Origin of the sequence: Polaribacter sp. Hel_I_88 (assembly GCF_000687935.1) — a bacterium.
Classification (GTDB): Bacteria; Bacteroidota; Bacteroidia; order Flavobacteriales; family Flavobacteriaceae; genus Polaribacter.
In genome coordinates this window covers 2,746,129-2,769,701 of sequence record NZ_JHZZ01000001.1, presented here as the reverse complement: position 1 = coordinate 2,769,701, position 23,573 = coordinate 2,746,129, and the positions used below count along the sequence as shown (strand labels likewise).

13 protein-coding genes are annotated in these 23,573 nt (G+C 33.7%); all 13 read right to left on the bottom strand.

The window, feature by feature from the left end; genetic code table 11:
* Window positions 1-61 precede the first annotated feature (61 nt).
* The gene (locus tag P161_RS0112400) at window positions 62-3,562 is read right to left on the bottom strand and encodes a hypothetical protein (protein ID WP_026777284.1); all 3,501 of its coding nucleotides are present in this window, start codon (window positions 3,560-3,562) and stop codon (window positions 62-64) included.
* Between the two features lie 169 nt (window positions 3,563-3,731).
* Window positions 3,732-5,228, bottom strand: coding sequence for an arylsulfatase (locus P161_RS0112395; RefSeq protein WP_026777283.1), 1,497 nt, complete (start codon window positions 5,226-5,228; stop codon window positions 3,732-3,734).
* A gap of 72 nt (window positions 5,229-5,300) precedes the next feature.
* A complete protein-coding gene (locus tag P161_RS0112390; protein ID WP_026777282.1) occupies window positions 5,301-6,842 on the bottom strand; it encodes an arylsulfatase in 1,542 nt (513 codons plus the stop codon).
* A gap of 34 nt (window positions 6,843-6,876) precedes the next feature.
* Complete coding sequence (locus P161_RS0112385; RefSeq protein ID WP_026777281.1) at window positions 6,877-7,656, bottom strand: dienelactone hydrolase family protein; 780 nt, start codon at window positions 7,654-7,656, stop codon at window positions 6,877-6,879.
* Window positions 7,657-8,201: 545 nt separating this feature from the next.
* Window positions 8,202-9,968 carry a beta-galactosidase gene (locus tag P161_RS0112380; protein ID WP_155810461.1) on the bottom strand — a complete coding sequence of 589 codons (1,767 nt, stop codon included), beginning with the start codon at window positions 9,966-9,968 and terminating at the stop codon, window positions 8,202-8,204.
* 210 nt (window positions 9,969-10,178) lie between these two features.
* Window positions 10,179-11,693 (bottom strand): sulfatase, encoded by a 1,515-nt coding sequence (locus P161_RS18525; protein ID WP_081817029.1) that lies wholly within the window; start codon window positions 11,691-11,693, stop codon window positions 10,179-10,181.
* 161 nt (window positions 11,694-11,854) lie between these two features.
* Window positions 11,855-13,237, bottom strand: coding sequence for an arylsulfatase (locus P161_RS0112370; RefSeq protein ID WP_026777279.1), 1,383 nt, complete (start codon window positions 13,235-13,237; stop codon window positions 11,855-11,857).
* Entirely contained in the window at window positions 13,221-14,822 is a 1,602-nt protein-coding gene (locus tag P161_RS18520; RefSeq protein ID WP_081817028.1) for a sulfatase, read from the bottom strand. The genes P161_RS0112370 and P161_RS18520 overlap by 17 nt, the downstream gene beginning before the upstream one ends.
* 37 nt (window positions 14,823-14,859) lie before the next feature.
* A complete protein-coding gene (locus tag P161_RS0112360; RefSeq protein ID WP_036841458.1) occupies window positions 14,860-16,008 on the bottom strand; it encodes an aldose epimerase family protein in 1,149 nt (382 codons plus the stop codon).
* Window positions 16,009-16,010: 2 nt separating this feature from the next.
* On the bottom strand, window positions 16,011-17,759 hold the full coding sequence (locus P161_RS18515; protein WP_036841913.1) for a hypothetical protein: 1,749 nt from the start codon (window positions 17,757-17,759) through the stop codon (window positions 16,011-16,013).
* A 68-nt stretch (window positions 17,760-17,827) separates the two neighbouring features.
* Complete coding sequence (locus P161_RS18510; protein WP_036841912.1) at window positions 17,828-19,582, bottom strand: hypothetical protein; 1,755 nt, start codon at window positions 19,580-19,582, stop codon at window positions 17,828-17,830.
* A 376-nt stretch (window positions 19,583-19,958) separates the two neighbouring features.
* Window positions 19,959-22,091, bottom strand: a complete 2,133-nt coding sequence (locus P161_RS0112345) for an alpha-galactosidase (protein ID WP_026777277.1) — start codon at window positions 22,089-22,091, stop codon at window positions 19,959-19,961.
* A 118-nt stretch (window positions 22,092-22,209) separates the two neighbouring features.
* Window positions 22,210-23,571 carry a T9SS type A sorting domain-containing protein gene (locus P161_RS0112340; RefSeq protein ID WP_026777276.1) on the bottom strand — a complete coding sequence of 454 codons (1,362 nt, stop codon included), beginning with the start codon at window positions 23,569-23,571 and terminating at the stop codon, window positions 22,210-22,212.
* Window positions 23,572-23,573 lie beyond the last annotated feature (2 nt).

Sequence of the window (23,573 nt, the reverse complement as noted above, 5' to 3'; positions counted from 1 at the left end):
TTATTTTAAACGCTAAGCAATAATTTCCCTATTTTCTAGATAGATTTTTAGATTTTTTAAACTATTCAATTTTTACTTCTAAGTTTCTACCTTCGCTTCTTGTACGAGCAAAATCACTAAAATTCATTACTTTTTTACCTCCAATAAAAAGATTTTTAATTCGAATAGTACGCATAACATCATCTAATGCTTCTGGGCGAACCCCAAAAATACTCTTCCAGTTTTGTCCCATAGGCACTTGAATATTATCAAACGTAATATTTTCTATGCCAATCATTTTACCATAATGCGATTTGGTCATTGGAGCAAATTGAAAGAGTGGGTTTACAATGGTTTCAAAATATATATTTTGAAAAACAATATCTGCCATATAACCGTAATTATTGAATTTCTTATCATGATTTATGCCCAACCAAAAACCTCCACGCATTGGATTATATTGTTCACTAGCTAAATTACTAACACCATAAGCTCCATAACGCCCATCAATTACAGTAACATTTTTAATCAATGAATGTCCAAGGGTTTCGCCATCTCTTGGCATAGTTCGTGTAAAACAAAATACATTGGCATTGTTCTGTTGCCACGCAAACCAACCGTCTATATCTAAGCCATTTTTAATGTAGGTTCCATCGTCCTGCTCTACACTAAATAAGTTTCTTCTTACCATTCCCCATTGAGATGCATCCGTATTTCCATGAAAACCATATAATGTTTTTACATTGGCTAGTAATGCTGGTTTACCAAAGAAATTTGCTGAATGAAAGTGTCTACCTGTAAAAGTTAATCCTTCTAACAAACCATTTTTACCATTTCGGTCTACGGCAATAATATAGCCAGGTACATCTTCTTGGCCTTTAAACCAATCCATTTGTTCACCAGAAAGTATGCCACGCCCTCGTATCGTAAAATTTTGTATGGTTCCAAAAAATGCTCTTAAATCTTTATTATTGGGAGCCACGTATACATAATCGTCTACATTTCGATATCCTTTTTTAAATGCATTGTATTCAAATATTTTTTTATTTTTCGTTATAATCTTTGTTCCATAAGCATTGTTTTTAACATTTGCTCTATTCATACCAAGTATGGTGCCAGCAACATAAGAATCACCAGAAATATAAATGGTTTGATTACTAAATATTGGAAAGAAAAAACCGATATCATGATAGCCTGAGGCGAAATTAATAACTCGATAATCCGCTAATTTTTTTCGATTTTCCAACGTTTTAAAATCGTCTGTTGTCTTGATTGTGAGTACTTTTGGATCACTGGGATCTGGAACAGAAATTTCAGGTGGATTTCCGAATATAAATAAAGGACGTATCCAATCCCCATTAACAATGATACTCAAGTATTCTGGGTTAGGCAGCGTAAAGGTAAAACTTCTTCGATCTTCTGAATATGAGGGTTTAATATTTAATTTTGACGGCATAATCAACACATCTTTCAGTAAAGGCGCACGATCTTTCATAGTAACTGTTACCTCAACAGAACCACGATGCGTAAAATTTGTAAAGTGCTCTGTAAGCATTGGAGGCGGATTTACAATTCGATTACCAACACTCATTAATGTACCAATATTTTCGTAAACAGGTGAATTTAAAGCCAAAGTTCCGCTTGATTTCTGAGCAACACTTACTCGATAATCAGGTGAATGCAAAGCATACATTCTTGGATCATTAATGGCTGCATAGGTTTGTAGAAAATCTCCTTTTGGTGCTGCAATCGTTTTAATTCCTTTAAGACTTGCACCTGTAGCTATATTTTTAAAGGCAGCATGCAGTGTTTTTGGAACCGCAGATTTAGATGGTTGTTTTTCATTGGCAAAAGCCACTTCGTGGGCAATATTTCTGCCATAAGCATCACCATCTTTGTCTCTTCTTGGATAAGATTTATCTCTATTTTTTACAGCAGGCACAAGTGGTAAATTACGTTTAATCACCTTTACTTTTGGTGTTTTTCCTTCTTTAATCGTTTTATCTCCAATGGCAACATTATAGGCATGTTGCTCTATAGTAGATAAAAATTGAGCTTCTTGTCCATTTACATGAATATTACTTACATTAACATTACGAACTGCTGCTTCGTTACTAAAACCAAATGCGCTCACTCCAATTTTTAGCGATTTGTTAGGCGTAATAAAATGAATATCTTTAACTGTTACGTCACTTATACTGCCTTGGTATTGGCCACGTCTATAAGGAGAAAAACCTATACCTAGACTTAACAAAGATGCCTTTGTTTTTTTTCCTGTATAAATAACATTAATATTGTGAGCGTTAAAATTATTGATATTGCCAAAATGTGCTTGATGAACAGAAATTAGGCTTTTCCAATTTTCGCCAACAATAGAAGAATTTTTAATAGTAACATTGTCAATATCATCTAAAATTCTATCTCCAAAGTAAAATGGTGACTGTAAGTCTAAACCTACCACCATATTATTGCTAAATATTGTGTTTGATCCAAAAGAAGTTAATACTCGAGTATCTGAAGAAACGTAACAATCTTTTACCTTCGATTTTGATCCTACACAAATGCTGCCAAATCCTTTTTCAAAATTAATCACTTTCACATTTTCGATTAATGTATTGGTTCCATTTCCCATAATGGGCTGCTGAGTAGGGTAGATAATTGTAATTCCTTTTACAATTTGATTGTCGGCTGGTTCTCTGTTGAAGCCTCCTAGATATATTGAGTTTGTCCAAAATCGTATTGGGCGAGGAAGAAAATTATTGTTTGGCCCTTCTGTAACTTGATGGTATTCACTTGACAGAATCCCTCTTCCAAAAATTTTTACATTAGATGCGCCCAATGTATTTGCATTTGGCGAACACGTAAAATAACCTCGTACATAGGCACCTGCAGCTAAGTATATTTGCATACCTGGTTTTAGAATAAATTGATTGCCCATTTCGTGCAACCCAGGCACAAAATAAAGTGTTTTCTTGGATGTGTTTTCGTAATCTACTCTTTTAGTTTCTGGTGTGATTACGAAAGTATCAATTCCATTAATATTAGGAATATCATCCTCTGGAAGTTCTGCAAAAATAGTTAATCGCTTAGAGAGATCGTTGTTTAAAAATAGCAGATACTTATGGCCTGCTGAAGCACTAAACGTAATTTTTCCTTCAGAAATATCAAATTGTATAGGATTTGCTAACTCGTCAACAATCATTATGTTTTCTAAAGAAGTGACATCACCTAATTGTGATACACTAATTTTTGTATTGTTTGTAGTTTCAAAAGATACCCAAGATTCACGCGCCGTCTTCTTGACCTTAGCTTTTTTTCCAACAGGAGTAATATCTGCACCTGGCAAGTATTTTTTTCTAAGTCCATTTTCAGAAACATAAAAGACAAAAGCTTCTTCCCCATTTACGGTTACTGCAAAGTCGCTACTGCTATCGACTCCTAAAGGCGCTTTATAGATTTTAAGTTCAGTGTTATCATTCTTAACTTTTAGTTGCTCTAGACGCAAAGGTATAGAAGCAAAAATAGAAGTTGATATGACTGAAATAATTGAAACGAAAATATAAATTTTATGATATTTTTTCATTTTTTTACTGAACAATTAAATTTATTTTATCCTTTTAATTCCATAACGTTCTTACATTAATAGCTTTATGAATGCCAATCCACTTTGTACAAAGCGGTTATTGTTCTTCAGTTTATGGGTTTCATTTGTTTTTTTTAGGGAAATACTAAAAATAATGTACTTATTAAATTTACTTGTCTTTTTCGTAATCAAACTTATACCTATCATTTTTTACATGAGCTTCTTTCATAAAATCTGAAAGCTTAGCTACTATTTCAGGATATTCTTCAGCAATATTATTTTCTTCTCCTGGGTCTTTGCTTAAATCATACAATTCAATAAGAGCATTTGGGTTTTTAGACATCTGTAAACGCACGCCTTTCCAATTTCCTGCTCTTACAGCCTGACGACCTTTTTTCTCATGAAATTCCCAATATAAATATTCGTGTTCCTTTTGTTGTTTTCCCAACAAGGCTGGTAAAAAAGAAATTCCTTGACTTTCGGTTGGTGCATCGATATTTACGATTTCTGCAACTGTGGGTAACACATCCCAAAAAGCAGAAATATGATCTGAAGTACTTCCTGCCTTTACCATTTTAGGCCACTGTACAATCATCGGTTCACGAATTCCGCCTTCATACAAATCTCTTTTGATGCCTTTAAAAATTCCGTTGCTATTAAAAAACTCTGGATCTGCACCACCTTCAGCATGCGGACCATTATCACTAGAAAATACAATAAGTGTATTCTCCTCGATTCCTAATTCTTTCAATTTTGCAACAACCTCACCAACATGTTTATCTAATCGTATAACCATGGCTGCAAAGGTTGCATGAGGATTGGCTTGGGTTGTATATCCTTTAACCTCTAAATCCTCTCCATAATCTAAACCTTTATCGTTTCCATTTTTACCTTTGTAAGGAACTTCTGCTCCAAATTTTTCTTTTTGCGCTTTAAAAATTTCATCATTAGGTACTAAAAGCTCGGCATGCGGCAATGTTGAAGGATAGTACATAAAGAAAGGTTTGTCTTTGTTCTTTTCTATAAATCCTAATGCCTTTTCATGAATTACATCAGCAGAATAGGTTACTGTATTTTTCCAATCATTACCTTCTAAAAAGTATTTTTCTCTATTATTCCAAAGATGTGTTGGATAAAAACGATGCGCTTGAGTTTGACAATTATAACCAAAAAACTCATCAAATCCTTGATTATTTGGATCACCCTCTGAACCAATATATCCTAATCCCCATTTTCCAAATGCACCAGTAACATAACCAGCTTGCTTCAGCACTTCTGCTACTGTTACAGTCTCACCGCTCATTGGTGGTTGCCCCTCTTCTACATTTGGTGCTTTCGAGTTACTACGAATAGAAGTTTTACCTGTATGTTGCCCACTCATTAATGAAGACCTTGAAGGGGCACAAACTGGAGCACCTGCATAATGCTGTGTAAACAACATTCCTCTGGTGGCCAACATATCTATATTAGGTGTATTGATTTTTTGTTGCCCATACACAGAAAGATCTGCATACCCTAAATCATCTGCTAAAATATAAATGATGTTTGGTTTGTTACCAGTTAAATCCTCTGCTGCCTTTTCTTTTTTAGATTGACTTGTGCAAGAAAACACAATACTTAAAAGTCCAATATAAAGTAAACTTTTAATTTTTAAGTTTGATTTCATTATGTATAATTATTTATTTTTATTCAAATTTGCTTCAATTTTTTTTTCTAAATGTGATAAGCTCCTTGAGAACTATTTTAATTCAACTGCTTCAACATTTTTGTAATCCATACCTCTAATAGCTTCAAAAGATTTAATTAACTCTTGCAACAATACTGGTTTTGATGCGGCTAAATTATTCTGTTGTCCTACATCGTCTTTTAGATTATACAATTGAAAAACATCAGAATTACCAATTTCTATATTTACTTCAGGTAAAACAGCTTTTCCTTTGTATGGAGGTATTAATAACCAATCTCCTTTTCTAAAAGCAGTTCTTGTAGTGGCTTCGATGACCAAATTTTCTCTTCCTGATTTTGTCTCTCCTAAAAAGGTTGCCAGTAAGTTCTGGCTATCTTTTGCACTTGCATCACTGCCAACCAGTGCAGAAATAGAATTTAACACATCTACTTGACAAACCAATGCATCAGATGTAGTTGGTTGAATTTTCCCTTTCCAGTAAGTAATAAATGGAACACGAACACCCGCTTCATACAAACTGTATTTTCCCCCTCTTAAAGGACCACTTGGCTTGTGATTTCCTAATTTTTCAACGGCATCATCAAAATAGCCATCATTTAAAACAGGTCCATTATCACTAGAAAAAATAACCAACGTATTGTCTAGAACACCTTCTTCTTTTAACGTTTTCATAAACTCTCCAACAGCCCAATCTGCCTCTGCAATCACATCTCCTCTTGGGCCTAATTTAGTTGCTCCCACAAAACGTTGGTGAGGTGTTCTTGGCACGTGTGGCTGTTGCATTGCATAATACAAAAAGAAAGGTTTTTCTTTATGCTCTTTTACATACGTTTGGGCTTTTTTAAGAAAATGATCTGCCATATCTTCATCCACCCATTTAGCAGATTCACCACCTTTCATATAACCAATTCTTGGAATTCCGTTTATTATAGAACTATTATGACCATGATGCCATTTCATTCTTAATAATTCTGGATTGTCTTTTCCTGTAGGCTGACCTTCAAAGTTTTTAGCATAATTAATTTCAATAGGATCATTTTGATCTAAACCATCAACAAAACCATTGTCTATATATACTGTTGGCACGCGATCTTGTGTTGCTGCCATTACATAGGAATACTCAAAACCCACTTGATTTGGGCCTGGGGTTACTTTTTTGTTCCAATCTACAATTCCTGTTCCTAAACCTAAGTGCCATTTACCCACAACTGCTGTTTGATAGCCCTCTTTTTTTAGCATTGTTGCTAAGGTTTGTTGTTCTGTACCTATTAATAAAGGTGCTGTACCTGGTAATATTTTAGCGTCTTTATTTCGCCAAGGATACACACCAGTAAGTAAACCATAACGACTTGGTGTACACGTAGCTGAAGTGGCGTAACCATTCGTAAATTTAACGCCTTCATTTGCTAAAGCATCGATATTAGGCGTACTTAATTCTGTAGCTCCATAACAACTTAAGTCACCATAACCTAAATCATCAAGATATATGACTACGATATTTGGTTTTATTTGAGGGTCTTCCGCTTTTTTAGATTTACAACTGATTGTAAAAACACATAACGCTAAGACTTTTAAAGAATTTACTACCTTCATTTTTTATTAATGTTAAATTTATAAGTTACTATTATTATTTACTTTTTTTTTGATTGAATAGCCATTTTAAGAATATGGGTTCTTTATCACATAAATCACTACTTACTTGTGTGATTCCATTATCTGCTCCTGTAACCATTTTTAAGGCAATGGGTCCACCGTGTTTATCGCCTACCCAAGTAGTGAACTTCATATTACCTCCAATATCCTTCATTTCTTCAAAAATTTTGACATCTTTCTCATATGGACATTTTGGATCCTTATCGCCATGAAAAACCCAGATAGGGATGTGCTTAATTTTTGACACCTCTACAAAAGGCTCTGTTGTTGCTAAACCACTACCTGCAGAAGGCGCTGCCGCAGCAAAATAAGTAGTATCGAATTGAATAAACCTATAAGTTCCATGTCCTCCCATAGAATGCCCTAGCACATAGATACGGCTCATGTCTATAGACTCTAAATCTTTGATAATTAATTTAATTTTAGAGAGATCTTCATTATTCCAAAGGCCATTTGTTTGGGGTGCTAGCACATAGCATGGATACGCTTCACGAATTTCATCCTTAGCTAAATATTCATTCCATCGTCTTAATTGTTTTCTGTTATCGCTACCTTTTCCTCCTGCACCATGCAATGATAGCATAACTGGGTATTTTTTATTTTTATCAAATCCTGCTGGTTTCATTAGTCTATAAGACATCTCATCATACACATAAGGTTCGTACTTTTCTAATACATTAGCCTCAACTCCTTGTGCTTTTATGATTTGAATTGTTGCTATAAAAAGTAATCCGAAACATACTATTTTTTTCATATTTGTTTGTTTTTGTCATTAATCGAAGTCAAATCATTTTCAATAGTCAATTAACCAACACCATCTTGTGATATTCCTGAAATTTCTAAAAAGAATTACATTGCTAAGAACTCGAAATTATAACAATTACATAGGTATAAAATATCTCAATCAGCTAGTAAATAAGTTTCATGTGCTATATGTTTTCTCAACTAATTTTAAATCAATAGAGATTAGCTGTTTTTATGTTATCAAAAAATATCAAAACGCACAGGTAATTTTTCTCTTCTGACCGAGACAAAAAGCTAATATGAAGGTGTTTTCTGATATCTAATTTCAATTAAAATTTATAAAATCAATGAAACTACTGCAATCGTTAATTGCAACGATACTTTTTTGAACTGCAATTTCGAAAACCAATAAAAGCCGAATTTCTTGTACAATTTGACAATATATAAGAATCGTAAGCAAAATAAAATTGAAGCAAATTTGTTTTAATAAAAAAAGTACAACGCGTTATTGAATTATCGTCCAACTATTTTAAATACTTTTTATAGCACTCAATTTTAATATTGCTTTTCGGCCTCAATTAAATGAAAAATATCATCTTTATTGTCCGTATTAATTATGGCAATATCAGAACCACGTGGACCATTTTTTTGCATCAAGGCATCATTTATTTGAATTTCCTCTTCTATCCATCGTCCTGTGTTTTTACCCTTGACTATTTTGGCGATTTTTAATTTCGCTTTTCCAATATCATAACCTAAGGCCCATTCCCCATCATTATTATCCAGCCAAATTATGCGGAATTTTAGTTTTCCAGGAGTTCCATCAAAAAAGGTATTGTGAAATTTAAAGTACAATGTATCTTTTCCTGAGGCATGCTCAAACCCGCGAGCAAAACGCCCATAAGGTTGGTCTTTGGGTCCCACATGCCACCAACCAATACTGGTTTCTACCTGATCTATACTATACAAATACATGCGGTAATCCGTGTCAATTCTATCTTTTGCCACATCATTATAGCCTTTTCTGCCCCTACTTTGAAGACTACCAGCCAGCGTTTTACTCAAATCTTCTACCAATGCCCCATGATCTTCAAAATCGGCACATATTTTTAATATTCTATCTGTATTATTTTTACTTGCTTTCCCATAAATAGCTTCCGGGAAACGAACCGTATCATCAAAATTTAACTCATCTTTTAGCGCTGCAAATGCATAAGGTGACCTTTCAGGAAATTTAAGACCCGCATATTTATTAAAAACATCCATGGCTGGATACCATTTTGGTTCTACTAAAATGTGTTCAGGTATGTTCCAAATATCCAATCCCCAATGTAAAGCATGAAAAGCACTCCAATATAGGTTTTGTAAAGAATCTTTTTTAATCCATTCTCTCATCCACATGGTTTCACCTTCACCCCTGCTAAAAACAGGTCTACCCAATTCATTATCCGATGTATTGTATGGTTCGTAAACCAATGATTTTGAGCGTGAATAATTACTGTGATAAAAATGAGAAGCTACTCCTTTTTTTGTTAAAAACCCTTCATATTGCTCTGCACCCCAAGTCATACCCCCATCTGTCATTAAATGTATCAAAAGCGGTATTTCAGGTAATCCACTTTCTTTTTCCGTAAAAGCATTCACCGTAAATTTTCGGATATATTTTTGGTAATCTGCCCATTCTTCGCGGGATACATTGTATTTTGGATCTATAGGGTCACCCTTATAACAAAAGCCATCACCTGTTGACCCCTCAACTACTTGGTGAAATGCAACTCTTTCTAATAAATGAGGTGGCAAATTTCTTATATGTTCTGCAAACTTTGTAATAATTCGTTCAGAATAGAACTTGTACTTATCATCCATTGGATAGGGTAATGTTGCAAAATGAGGATCTCTTTTAGAGGTGTTAATTTCTACTTTTGGAACACCTTTATCGTACAACCACTCTGCATTTACAGGGTTTAGCCAAAGTAGCGTAAACACATATTTATCATTAGCCGCAGCTTTCTTTATAATATCATCCACGAGATCCCAATGATAAACACCTTCTTCCGGTTCTAGTTCATTCCATCCAATTACAATTGGAATGCCTTTTAATCCAGGATAAATTTCTTCTGCAGAAATTTTACCGCTCCATTTTTTTGGTGCACCTCCTGTTGAGTACCAACTCCATACCCCACATGCCTTAAGTGGTAAAACACCCGCTTTACGAATAAAAGGCTCTGAGCTTTGCGCTTTTGAAGCTCTTGAAGAACAACTTCCCATAAATAATAATGAAAAGATGAAAATAACAAAGAATAAAAGTTGATACTTTTTCATAATGAATTTACTATTTTTAGTTTAAAAACAAACGCACTGTTGATAAGAATTCATCTCATTAAAAAAAGTTGCTAATACCATTTACACTTTGAAATGACTGTAAAAAACTTTCTTCATTAGGTTTCCTGGAATACATAAACTGCAACAACCCCAACATTTCCTCTAACTCACTTTTTGAAAAAAATAACTTTAATCAATTTTCATAAATAACTACTTAAGTTTTGAAAGTATTCGCCTTGATTTTATCGTATTATCTAGGTATTTAATTGATTTATCTTTGCCACTGTTTTGAATTCGTTTGGCATCGTTTTTAGGTACAAACGTTTTTAGATATTGCTTCATCTTTTGCACCTCTTTAGATTTTGAATTCGCTAAATTATTCCATTCCATTGGATCCTCTGTAAGGTTATATAATTCCTCTAAACCACCATTTCTAGATCTTATGATGTAGTGCCAATCTTCAGACATTACAGAATGGTCTCCCTCGCCATCTGTAGTTAGTGTTGGATACCAAGTTTTGGTTGGATCTTTTATTAGTGGACTAATACTTACGCCATCGAGATTAGATTTTGCTGGTAACTTAGCCAAATCAATAAGTGTTGGGTAAATATCAATTAAGTTTACATTTCTATTACAATATTGCATTTTAGACATCCCTGGTACATGCAAAATAAAGGGTGTTTGTGTTGATTCTTTCCAGAGTTCTGCTTTTCTAAACCGGAGTTTTTCTCCTAAATGCCAACCGTGGTCACCTATTAAAATTACGATAGTATTTTCTGCATATTTACTTTTTCTCAAAGCATCCATCACAACGCCTACGCAATCATCGGCATAACTCACTGACGCCATATAAGCTCTAACGGCTCTTTTAAAAAGTTCTTTATCTTGTTTTGCCCAAAGAAAATCTACAGACGGCTTAAATATTTTCTTTCCATTTTTATCTAGAATATCGTCATAATCATCATCACGATATTCTGGAATTTTTAAAGAGTCTAACCCATACATATCAAAATATTCTTGTGGCACAAACCAAGGTAAATGTGGTTTTGAAATCCCAACTGCCATAAAAAAAGGTTTTTCGTAATCGTCTTTTAATTTACCAGCAAACCATTCGGCTGTATTATAATCTTTTGTTTCCTCTTTTGCTTCTATAGTTGGTGCCCACGAAAACTGCGTACCTTTACCCTTGGTATATTTTGCATCTGGAATCTTCTTACCATTGATAATGCCTTTATTTCTTGAATAAAGTTTATTGGTATTTATCTTATCATTTCCTTTTTCTTGCTCCCAAATATCAAAAGCCCATTGTCCATGATCTACTCCATTTTCAGTAATGTGTTTATGAAAAATTTTACCTTTTGAAATGGTCGTATATCCATTTTTCGAAAAATATTCTGGTAATGTTGCATTCTCTTGAACTAATTTAGAATCTAACATATTATTTCCATTACCATAAATCCCTGTTTTACCTGGCATAAAACCAGATAATAAGGCAGATCGTGAAGGTCCGCAAACAGGTCCTGAGCAACTTGCATTTCTAAACACCATGGCATTCTCTGCTAGTTTATCTATGTTAGGGGTTTTAATTTGGGAATTGCCATCGTATACCCCTATCCAATCGTTAAGATCATCAACAGCGATTAGTATAATATTAGGCTTTTCGTTTGTTTGTGCAAAAGTTGATGTATAGAATGCCAACAATCCAATTATTAGTATTTTTTTCATAAGTATTATATTTTTTTATATGTTTTATATGCGTCTGCTTTTAATTCATTCGTGTTCTGTACACTCATAAATTGAGTGATAAAAAAAAGCAGAGTGCAAGTGTAAAACTTTTTACAAAAGTCTTAAACCTTTATATTAATGTGCGTTTTGACACTTTTTCTCTATCGATTTTTTATCAAAGGAAACAACTCCGATTCTACTCTAGCGGTTTTAGCCAATTTTATAAATTCATTTCTTAGTTTTGGTCTCGAATCAGCTAAGTTTATTTTTTCATTAGGATCTTTACGCACATTATAAATTTCTACTGATTGTTTTTTAGTTGTTTTATCATAAGAAATAACTGCTTTCATATCGTCTTTTCGGATGGCCTGACTTTGATTGCGTTCCCAGTATAAATAATCGTGTTTTTTTTGTTGTTTTTCTTGACCTAATAATGTTGGTAAAAAAGAAATTCCGTCTATGTCTTTTGGGTTTTCTATGTTTACCAATTCAGCACAAGTTGGTAAAAAATCCCAAAAGGCAGAAATATGGCTAGAAGTCGTACCCGGTTTAATTTTACCTTGCCAAAAAGCAATCATAGGAGCTTTTATACCTCCTTCATAAACTTGACCTTTTCTACCCTGCAAATTACCTCCTGTTTTTAAAAATTTATCTTGGTTTGGTCGCAAAGCTGTTCCGTTATCACTCGAAAAAATAATAAGCGTATTTTCTAAAATTCCTAAATGCTTTAACTTGGCAATAAGCTCACCTACTTGCCTATCTAAACGCGTTGACATTGCTGCGTATTTAGGTTCAGTAAAACCTTTATCCGAAGCATCTCCTTTTGCAATATTAAATTTCTTTTCATAATAAGTTAACAACTCATCATCTGGTTGATGATAAGGATTGTGAGGCAGTGTAGAAGCATAATACAAAAAGAATGGTTTGTCTTGGTTATTTTCTATAAAACTAAGTGCTTGGTTATGAATAACATCTGCTGTAAAATCTGTAAATGGTGCTTCTATATTTCCATTTAAAGGAATAGAATCGTTATTTTGACGCATATAATTGGTGTAATAAGAATGTGCGTGTCTCTGGCAATTATAACCATAAAATTCATCAAACCCTTGGTTATCTGGAGAACCTTCTGAATTTGGATATCCTAAACCCCATTTACCAAATACACCTGTGGTATAATTGGCTTTTTTAAAAATTTCTGCGACTGTTACTTCACTACTTTTAATAGGCTCATTACCTTCAAAAGGAAGTGGTTTGTTGTCTCGTATCCAGGAATTACCTGTATGTTTTCCGGTTAAAAGTGCGCAACGTGAGGGAGCACATATATTAGAACCCGCATAATGATTTGTAAATTTAATACCATGAGTTGCTAATTTGTCAATATTGGGCGTTTCAATTAGCTTTCCACCATAAGCACCAAGCTCATTGTAGCCCATATCATCTGCTAAAATATAAATGATATTTGGTTTTTTATTTTTTTGCGCAGTACAAGAAGTCATTGCAAAAAACGCCATTAGTACGCACACTAAGTTACTGCTTGCTTTCATTATATTTTTGGATGATTTTTTTGTTAATTTTTAAAGAATCTTTTGAAATTGGAACAGAACGAATGCCATATTTGTTATAAAAAACCTCATACATATCATAATATTTTTCTCCATACAATTGTATTAATTTATCAGGTCTTCCATGTGGGTAATAGTCAAAAATATCTCCCTTCCCTAGAACTCTTGGGTCTTTTTGAGCTATCAGCTCTTTTTCCATTTTAGACTTCATTTCTGTTTTAATAGTATTAAATTGTGCATCCGAAGCTAAATTATGCACACAATCTGGGTCCTTGTTTATATCATACAATTCTTCTTCAGGACGTTTACCAAAAGACAACTCGTAATATTTGTAATCTGGGTTATCTTCTTCCAATCCTAATAAAAATTGACGTGTGGGAGAATCATCGCAATTTTTATAATCGTATTCTGGATTGCCTGCTGGCCATCTATTGGGTTTGTAATTGAATGCGTATAAATAATTATCATTTCTAATTGCCCTAACAGGATACCCAACTGTAAGTTGCTCGCCATCTGTTCTTCCCATATCATGACGCTCTTTTCCTAAGATTGAAAATGAGCGAGCTGTATCAATTCTTCCTGATTTTTTTGAAAGCAATAAATTTAAAAAGCTCTTCCCTGTCATTTGTTGATGTACTTTTACACCTGATACCTCCAATAGTGTAGGAGCAATATCTGGAAAATTGATAAAATCTGTAACCGTTCTTCCTGCTTTGATTTTATTACCCCAACGTGCAACCAAACCTACATGAAAACCTTCATCGTAAATCTGACCTTTAATATGTGGAAAAGGCATCCCGTGATCTGATGTTGCTATAATTAAGGTATTTTCTAATAAACCTCTTTTTTCGAGTGCTGCCAAAGCACGTCCAATATGTGCATCATGGTATTCTACCTCAAGCCCATAATCGGCTAAGTCTCCTCGTACAATTTTATTATCTGGAAAAGAATTTTGCACGGCAATTTTATTTAAATCTTTTCCTGCTTTTTTGTAAGAATCCTTTTCAAAAGCACGATGTGCCTCATGTGTGCCTAACCAAAAAACAAAGGGTTTATCCGTATTTTTTTTTGTTAAAAAATCCTCGAAGTTTGCAGCGTAGTCTTTATTGCTAATCCCTTTATAAGGTGGTTTACATTTTATTTTGTTGTATTCCCATCCAGCAGGATTGTGTTTCCCATAAAAATGACCAGGTCCCCACCCTTTTCCGGTAAATCCAATTGCATAGCCTGTTTCTTCTAATAATTCAGGATAAAAGCGCCATTTTTCTGGCATTGTAGGATTGTGATTTGCAGCTTCCTCTAATTGCCACGAATATCGACCAGTCAAAATAGTGGCTCTTGAAGGTGCACATTTAGGATTGCTTACATAGGCATTTGTAAACAAAACGCCTTCGTTTGCAATACGATCAAAATGCGGTGTTTTAATATCTTTTGATCCATAAACTCCAAAACTATTTTTTGAAATATCATCTGCAATAATAAAGAGAATATTAGGTCTTTTCTCTTGTGCGCAGCCAAATTGAAAGAAAATAAATAAAAAAGTGAAGATAAAATTGTGTTTTTTCATGTATATGGGATTTACGTGATTGTATTGCCAGATTTTCTTATTCTATAACTGAAAACCTATAAAATGTAGATGATTCATTTATTTCATTGGGATGTAGCATAATTGATGGCACATCATTTAAATTAGGCGCATTCGGATACTGTTGCGTTTCTAAAGCAAAAGACCCTCTGTAATTTATGGGATCACCATATTTGTCTTTATCTGATCCATTAAAAAAATTACCAGTAAAAAATTGTACACAAGGTGCTGTGGTTAGAATCTCCATTTTTCTTCCGCTTTCTGGCTCTATTACAGTGGCTGCTTCAACCAGTTCATTGGTATTCTTTTTATTAATGATAAAATTATGATCGTACCCATTGCCTCTTTTTAGTTGTAGATTCGTTGGATTGGTGTCAATATCCTTTCCTATTTTTTTTAATGAAGTGAAGTCAAATGGTGTATTTTTAATAGTCATTTTTCCTTCGGGAAGATTTAGAGAATCGAGTATTGTCATCGCATCTGCATTCAAAAAAAGTTGATGATCATAAATAAGAGTGCTGCTATTACCCGTTAAATTAAAAAAAGCGTGATTTGTAGGGTTAAAAGGTGTCGGTTGATCTGTTTTTGCCTTGTAAGAAATTGAGAATTCATTTTTTGCATTTAACGCATAGGTAACTTCTACGTTCAAATTTCCAGGGTATCCCATTTCTCCATCGACAGAAACATAATTCAATACAAGTTCGGTATGGTTTGCTTTTTTAACTTCCCAAACTTGATTGTGAAATCCTTTTGGGCCTCCGTGTAAATGATTACTACCATTGTTGATGGGCAACTTGTATTCAATCTCATTTATGGAAAATATTCCGTTTCCAATACGATTTGCAACACGACCAATTAACGCGCCGTGAAACGGGGCATTAGCATTCAAATAGGCATCAATACTTTTAAAACCGACAACAATATCTGCTAATTCACCCTTTTTATCAGGAGTTAAAATACTTACGATTCTACCACCATAGTTTGTAATAAAAACTTCTATAGTTCCGTTTTTAAGCGCATAAAGACTGACAGGTTTGCCATCGATTGTTTTTTGAAAATCTTCAGCTTTTAGAATGCTTGTTTTGATACTATTTTTTTTATTTTGATTGCAAGCCATTAGCATCAACAAACTAAAAATTAAGAAAAAAAATGTTTTTAAAAATTTCATTTTTACCTTTTTATATCCACTTCAATTCCATTAAAAATATCATCTATTGTATCTGTATTTACCAACATAAAATCTGAGCCAAATTCACCTTTATGATTCAGCATCATATCGTTAATAGTTATAATAGTTGTCTTCCATTTGTTGTCTCCTTTTCCTTTAACCTCTTCAGCTGTTTTTATTTTTTTACCGTCATTATATTTTAAAGCCCAAGTAGAACCAGCGTTTTTATCTAACCAAATAATCGTAAATTGTAAACTTTTAGGATTTGAAGTTTCGAACATTTCTTTATGAAACTGAAAATACATCGTATTTTTTCCTGTTGCATTTTCAAAAGAACGAGCAAAACGATCGTATTTTGACGATTTTTTATTGATTTCCCCACGCACTCTAAATAATCCTATAGAAGTTTCCTCTGGGTTGATTTGATATAAAAAACGCTCATAGTTACCCTCCTCAATATCCCAACCAGCATCATTATAACCTGATTGTGCTTCACGTTGGCGCACTTGTCCGTCAGTAGCCGCTTTTAAATCATCCATTTTTGCACCTCTATTTGCATATGCTTTGCAAATGGCCGTGTACCGATCGAGATTCCCTTTAGTAGCTTTACCATAAATATTTTCCGGAAATTTCTTAACATTCATACTATTTAATCCTTCATGAAAAATAGAAGCTGCTGCTGTTGCTTTTGCGGGATATACCTGTTGTGCGTATATATTGAACATTTTAAAAATATCTCTAATCTCTGGATTAGAATTTGAATACTTCACGGCACTCACTGAAACATTAGTAGAGGATACTCCTGTATTTATACCACTCCATGCTGCCCAATAAAAACCCAATTCTCTATTGATATTAAAAATTGGTTTTCGCCAACTCTGATCCATTTCGGAGGCGGAAAAAAGTTTCATGCCTTTAGGGTTTACCAAATAAGGAAGCCATTGCTCTTTAAAAGATAATTCTCCTGTTAAATGATGCCCTCGATTATATGCGCCGCCTTTGATTCCAAAACCAATTTCTGGATTAATCTTGTTCATCACCCAATTATATGCCTCAGGATATTTTTTTTCATCTACATTATTAAACGTTAATACAATACGTCGATCAGGCACGTCGTTAAAATACTTTTTATAAGTTTCAAAAGCCTCCAGTCTAAAATCTTGCCATTCTTTTGCCGATATTTCAAAGTTTTTATTTTTTGGTTCACCTTTAAAAGGCTCTTCATCTCCAGTGGCGCCTGTTTTTACTTGCACAAAACCAATACTTTCAAATAATTCTTTAGGTTGACTTCTTAAAAAAAGAGAAAAATCTTCTATCAATTTAAAATAATACTTTTTGTAAATAGGGTGCAAATAGTATGGACTGTTTGTTAAGTTGTCGTTTTTTGGTTTATTACTTTTTACATCTACCAAAGGAACCCCATTTTCATAAATCCATGCAGGAGCTTCTGGCCCCACATTAATGCTCATTTTTACCAAAAGATTATGGGAAGCTGCACTTACTAATGCCTTTTTAAATTTAGAAAAATCGTATCTACCATTGGCGGTTGGTTGTACTTGATTCCATTTTATATTTACCTCGATCCCATTAACATAATCATATTTTGCATCTCCATAATCATCTATGAAGCCTCCTCGATCCCAAGTGCCATAATAACTTACAGGCACTGCTTCTATTTGAGCATAAGATTGCCAACCCAACCCAAGCAAAGCAAGAGTTAATAAACTAAATTTTAAAACTATTTTTTTCATACATCATGCTTTATTTAAAATAAGTTAATCAACTTGTAATTAGAAAAAACGATCTATTTTAAAGTAAATTATCTATTAATACTAACCTCAATTCCGTTAAAAATATCATCAACTTCATCTGTATTTACCAACATAAAATCTGAGCCAAATTCACCTTTATGATTCAGCATCATATCGTTAATAGTTATAATAGTTGTCTTCCATTTGTTATCTCCTTTTCCTTTGACCTCTTCAGCTGTTTTTATTTTTTTACCGTCATTATATTTTAAAGCCCACGTTGATCCTTGATTTTTATCTAACCAAGTGATCGTAAATTGTAAACTTTTAGGATTTGAAGTTTCGAACATTTCTTTATGAAACTGAAAATACATGGTATTTTTACCTTTAGCATTTTCAAAAGATCTTGCAAAACGATCGTATTTTGAAGATTTTTTAGTGATTTCCCCACGAACACGAAACAATCCTATAGAAGTTTCCTCTGGGTTAATTTGATGTAAAAAACGTTCGTAATTACCATCTTCAATATCCCAACCAGCATCATTATATCCCTTTTGTCTTAAACGTTGTACGACTTGACCTTTGGAGGCATATTCTAAATGATCCATTCTTGCACCTCTAGCCTCATACGCTTTACATATTTTTACGTAGCGTTCTAAATTTGCTTTACTTGCTTTCCCAAACTCACTTTCAGGGAACTTATTGGTATCTGCAGCATCTAAACCTTCATGAAAAACAGAGACAGCAGTTGTTGCTGTGGCAGGATATACTTGTTGCGCATAGGTATTGAACATTAAAAAAATATCTCTAATTTCTTTGTTTCGCATGCCAAATCTAACAGCACCTTTTTGCATATTTGTTGATGAAACTCCTGTGTTTACTGCACTCATTGCTGCCCAATAAAACCCAAGCTCTTTATTAATATTAAATTGCGGTTTGTTCCAGGTTGCATCCATTTCTGAAGCAGAAAACAATTTCATCCCTTTAGGGTTTACTAAATAAGGTACCCATAATTTTTTAAAAGATTTTTCGCCTGTTAAATGATGTCCTCTGTTGTAGGCGCCTCCTTTAATTCCGTAACCAATGTTAGGATCTATTTTAGTGTTGATCCAATTATAAGCCTCTGGATTTTTCTCTGGATTAATCGAATTGAAAATGAGTACAATTTGACGATTAGGCACATCATTAAAATATTTCTTATGATGATTAAATGCTTTTAAACGAAAGGTTTCCCAATCTTTTTTTGAAATATGGTATTTTTCGTCATAAGGCTCACCTTTATAAGGACTTTCATCTCCAGTAGCTCCGGTTTTTACTTGAAAAAATGCGATACAATCAAATTTTTCTTTAGGCTGATTTCTCAAAAAAAGTGAAAACTCTTCGATCAACTTAAAATAATACTCTATATGTTTTTGATTAAAATAATACGGATAATTTGCAAATTTTATATCATGTTTTTCTGGTTTATCACTCTTTACTTTCACTAAAGGAATGCCATTTTCATAAAACCATAAAGGCGAATCTGGGCCTACATTGATACTTAACTTTACAATTTTATGATGTTTGGCTGCATCATCTAACACTTTTTGAAACATCGAAAAATCGTATTTCTCAGGTCCATTAGGTTGCACTTCTGCCCATTTAGCTGAGACTTCAATACCCATAACAAAATCTGCTTTTGGGTTTGAATAATCATCAACTCCACCTCCACGATCCCAAGTTCCGTAGGAACTTGTTGGCACTGCTACTATTTGTGCCTGTGCTGTTTTTAAGCCAAGGAAAACAACAAAAACTAACAAACTATAATTTATTAACAGATTTTTCATTTTTTTTTATATTAATTATCGATTACGTGAGATGGTAAAGGCAAAAATTCGTGGTTTATAAACATCCATTTTTCTAATTCTTCTCTTTGCGTTATTTCTATAGTTTTAAATGCTGGTTTTCCTGATAAGTTATTAGTTCAAAAGGATCATTTACAATATCATACAATTCAAAAATTGGCAGTTCTGTATAGAAATACAATTCTTTATGTTTTTTTCATACTAATTTATGCTGTTAGTTAAAAAAAAGTTATTTCTATTTTTTAACTTGAAGTATGTTTCTTTTTTAGACAAAAAAACCTTGTGTTGGTTTAATTTTTTATAAAAACCTAAGCAATTTTGGGTAGTACAGAATTACCGAAAATTGCTTGGCTTTTTATTACTTTTTAAACTCCATTATTCTCACAGAGTGAGGAGCTTGTTTTAAGGACAACCTGTCTTTATGAGCCGGTACCATTTCTTTTGACCATAAGTCTTTCAATTGATATCCCTTACCATTAAGTTCAAAGTCTGATTTGTACTTGTAGGTTTTGGTTACTTCTGTATCCATCCAGTTAAAAATGGTAATTATCAAACGATCTTCTGTTTCAATTTTCCAAATTGTTGGTATATCTATACCCGAAAATAAGTCTAATGGTATTGCATGTACACCCAACTTATTTACCTCCATTATTTCTTTGTTTTTTAATAACTCTAAACGATCATCAGGTAACGTTTCTAGGCGATCACCGATAAAGAAAAGTCCGCCCATAATAGCCTGTAATGTCATGTGGGTTTTAGCCTCATCTACTGTATAAAAAGGATTCACAAAAAAGGCATCTGGGTCGCAAATTGCAATATTTTTATGCACATAATAATTTTGTGATACTTGACGCGCAAAACGAATTAATCCTTTTTCAACGATATCATCTTCGATAGATCCTAAAGTTTTTCCGTAGGTTAAATTTGCATAAGGCTCTTCTTCGGACTTAATACCTGGATGATTGATATCATTTCCAATTCGTACTGCATCATAACATTCCAAAGCTCCAAATAAATACCCCATACTTCTAGTTACTATTAAATCGTCTGGCAAAGCAGCTCTAATGGATCGTATTGTTTTGTTATGAGCTTGTAAAAAGGTCATGGTAGAATCCTTACGTTTTCCTTCCTCTAATGCTCCATAATGATGATCCCATTTCATAAAAGACGGCTTGTAGCCCTCTACTAATTGTTGGTATCTTCCAGTTAAAAATGGCGCTACACTTGGGTGGCTTGTATCTACATATTCGGCACCAATAGTGGTTACCATTTCATCGTCATTAAGATCTATAGTTTTTTTATAATACGATTTTAACATCCAATCTGGGTTTTTCTTAAGCACTTTATCCTCTGGATTTATTCGTAATGGACTAATGTGCAAACCATAATTTACATTTTTTTGAGCGGCATAATTCGATAAATTACGCATTCCCTGTGGGAAATTTTGATTTACAGTATACTTTCCTGGTTGCGTCCACCAACCGCCATCGATCTGTACCATATTCCAACCATATTCCTTTAAATTTTCATTTATAAAGTCTGTAGCACTTTTAATTTTTTCTTCAGAAATATCTCTAGCATACGAATGCCAAGAACTCCAACCTGGCTCTGGCATGCGCATTGGTTTCCCTTTACGCACATTTTGCCCCATGATAACGCCTGTTTCCAATAATGTTTGTGTTGGTCTTTTTTGATCCCAAAAACCAACTAAAAAAGCATCTGTAGCAATTTGCTTTCCTTGAGGTACTACAATCTCTTCTTTTTCATAAATAGCGCTACTTCTTGCAGAAAGTTTTAATTTATTAAAATTATCGTTTTCTGGCAATTCCCATTTAAAGTTATTTGGCCATAACTCACCTGAAATACTGGCAAAAGAAAACGCATAATTTTTAGCATCATTAATCAGCATGCTTAACCAAACACCCGTATGTCCTTTTGAATACTTGCCTGCATTCGCTTTTTTTGTATTTAATTGATAAGGATACATAATCGTACCAACATGCGGTGCAGCCGCACTTTCATTAAAGATAACCCAGTCCTTGCTTTTACCGGGTAATACTATATTTTCTTTTACTGAATTAAATAGCTTTACACCTCCAAGCGTAAAAGACTTGGCAGCTTGTAACGTTGAATTCATTACTAAGTAAGGACGCCCTTTAACGATTTCAAATTGAATTGTAAAATTAGAAACTGTAGGATGACCCTCACAAATTAAATATAAATACTTTACATCGCCTGTATACTTATTTTCTTCACTTAATCTATCACCTTGTTTCTCTACCCATTGTATGGATTTGAAATTTTTAGCAGAAACCCATTTTCCGTTAATCTTTATTTCTGGAGTTAAGTTGTTTATTTGTGCAACTTTATCATCCCAAGAAATAGCATATTCAACACTATTTTTTTGAAATTTTACAGCCGGTTCCTGTGCTTTAATTCCTAACCAACAAATTGTGAATAACACAAAGGTTACTGCCTTAGATCTGATCATCCTTTAATTTTTAATTTTACTAATTTTTATACTTCTATTCTTGCCTTAATTTAAAGTACCCCTATTTTTTAGTGTTTCGTAAAAATAGAGGCACTTGAAACTTTTATGTTTTATTTCTTTAATTTTTTATGATTCTTTTTGCAGAAATTCCTTCATTATTTTCAACTCTTAACAAATACACTCCTTTTGCAAAAGAAGAGATATCAAGATTGTGTTTTTTTGATGACACCTGTTCTTTCTTTACCAATTTGCCTAGCACAGAATACACAGAAATTTGATTGATTCCTGTAGGCGCATCAATCATTATAAAATCTTGAGATGGATTTGGATAAACACTAAAAGTAACCTCGTTTTTAACAGAACTTGTACTCAAAACAATTTCTCCAGGATTAGAATCAAATACAATAGAATCGATATAAATTGAATTTGCAAGATCCGAAAGAGCACCCTCAGTTCCTTCCAATACCCAGTTAGTTGGGTCATTTTTTGGATTAGCAGCCTCGTCATTAACGCCGGTTAAATTTTTATACGTTGAATTTCCAAAAACAACTTCATCATCAACGGCATACGTATCCGTTGCAACCCATGTGTTGTCTACACTAAAAACTAACTCAGGGTTTTGAAAACCCGACCATTCTGATAAATCAAAATCATAGGTCGTATATTCGGAATCGCTAATTGTGATGGTTTGGAAAGGTAAAAAATTGGCACCATCACTTGATAACAGGAACCTATTGTTTGTGGAAGTATTTTTTAAAGTGATGTGAGCATATTTATGCGCATCACCATCTACCTTAAAAGTAAGAGCATCCAAACCAACTTTTGAATCGTTAGTGGAACGTTCGCTCATGGTTAACTGTAAAGTTCCCACACCAGATTCTGAAGCCTGTACTGCAGTAGCTCTTAATAAAGAAGTAAAACCCTCTACGTCTGTAGCTGTTTCAAATGTAAATTCGTTTTGTATCGGTACATCCACATTTGCAGGTCTTACATAATCGATATCAATTGGCTCACCACCTGCATTATTAGGATTAAAATTAGTCCCAGTACCACCGTTATCATTTTTAAACTCAAACTGGATATCTGTAATGGTTCCTGTTCCTGAAATTGGATAGACATATGTCTTATATTCTGCATCTTGAGCAGTAATAGTTACACCAGAAGTATAGGAGCCATCTTCTTTAAATCTCATAAAGGTTGCGTCTGTACCATTTTTTAATCTGATTTCAATTACTGAAAAGGCACTACCATCTATATTTGCTCCTAGTTTTATAAATGTAGGATTTCTTGAAGCGGCTTGATTGCCTGCGACCGTTACATAGCCTAAATCTGAGCCATTTGCAGTTAATATACCAGAAGCACCAGCGTTTCCTTGTGAAGCGGTCCAGCCTTCTAAATCGTTCAGGGTATTAAATTCCCAAGGCCCTTGTGCTAAGGCAATAAAAGGAATCAAAAATAAGAATAATGTAATTTTTTTCATAA

What these genes read in the sequence shown, in the direction of transcription:
- P161_RS0112360 (WP_036841458.1), bottom strand. Translation starts at nt 16,008, where the DNA reads ATGAAATTTTTAAAAACATTTTTTTTCTTAATTTTTAGTTTGTTGATG.
- P161_RS18515 (WP_036841913.1), bottom strand. Translation starts at nt 17,759, where the DNA reads ATGAAAAAAATAGTTTTAAAATTTAGTTTATTAACTCTTGCTTTGCTT.
- P161_RS0112400 (WP_026777284.1), bottom strand. Translation starts at nt 3,562, where the DNA reads ATGAAAAAATATCATAAAATTTATATTTTCGTTTCAATTATTTCAGTC.
- P161_RS18510 (WP_036841912.1), bottom strand. Translation starts at nt 19,582, where the DNA reads ATGAAAAATCTGTTAATAAATTATAGTTTGTTAGTTTTTGTTGTTTTC.
- P161_RS18525 (WP_081817029.1), bottom strand. Translation starts at nt 11,693, where the DNA reads ATGAAAAAAATACTAATAATTGGATTGTTGGCATTCTATACATCAACT.
- P161_RS18520 (WP_081817028.1), bottom strand. Translation starts at nt 14,822, where the DNA reads ATGAAAAAACACAATTTTATCTTCACTTTTTTATTTATTTTCTTTCAA.
- P161_RS0112390 (WP_026777282.1), bottom strand. Translation starts at nt 6,842, where the DNA reads ATGAAGGTAGTAAATTCTTTAAAAGTCTTAGCGTTATGTGTTTTTACA.
- P161_RS0112385 (WP_026777281.1), bottom strand. Translation starts at nt 7,656, where the DNA reads ATGAAAAAAATAGTATGTTTCGGATTACTTTTTATAGCAACAATTCAA.
- P161_RS0112380 (WP_155810461.1), bottom strand. Translation starts at nt 9,968, where the DNA reads ATGAAAAAGTATCAACTTTTATTCTTTGTTATTTTCATCTTTTCATTA.
- P161_RS0112370 (WP_026777279.1), bottom strand. Translation starts at nt 13,237, where the DNA reads ATGAAAGCAAGCAGTAACTTAGTGTGCGTACTAATGGCGTTTTTTGCA.
- P161_RS0112395 (WP_026777283.1), bottom strand. Translation starts at nt 5,228, where the DNA reads ATGAAATCAAACTTAAAAATTAAAAGTTTACTTTATATTGGACTTTTA.
- P161_RS0112340 (WP_026777276.1), bottom strand. Translation starts at nt 23,571, where the DNA reads ATGAAAAAAATTACATTATTCTTATTTTTGATTCCTTTTATTGCCTTA.
- P161_RS0112345 (WP_026777277.1), bottom strand. Translation starts at nt 22,091, where the DNA reads ATGATCAGATCTAAGGCAGTAACCTTTGTGTTATTCACAATTTGTTGG.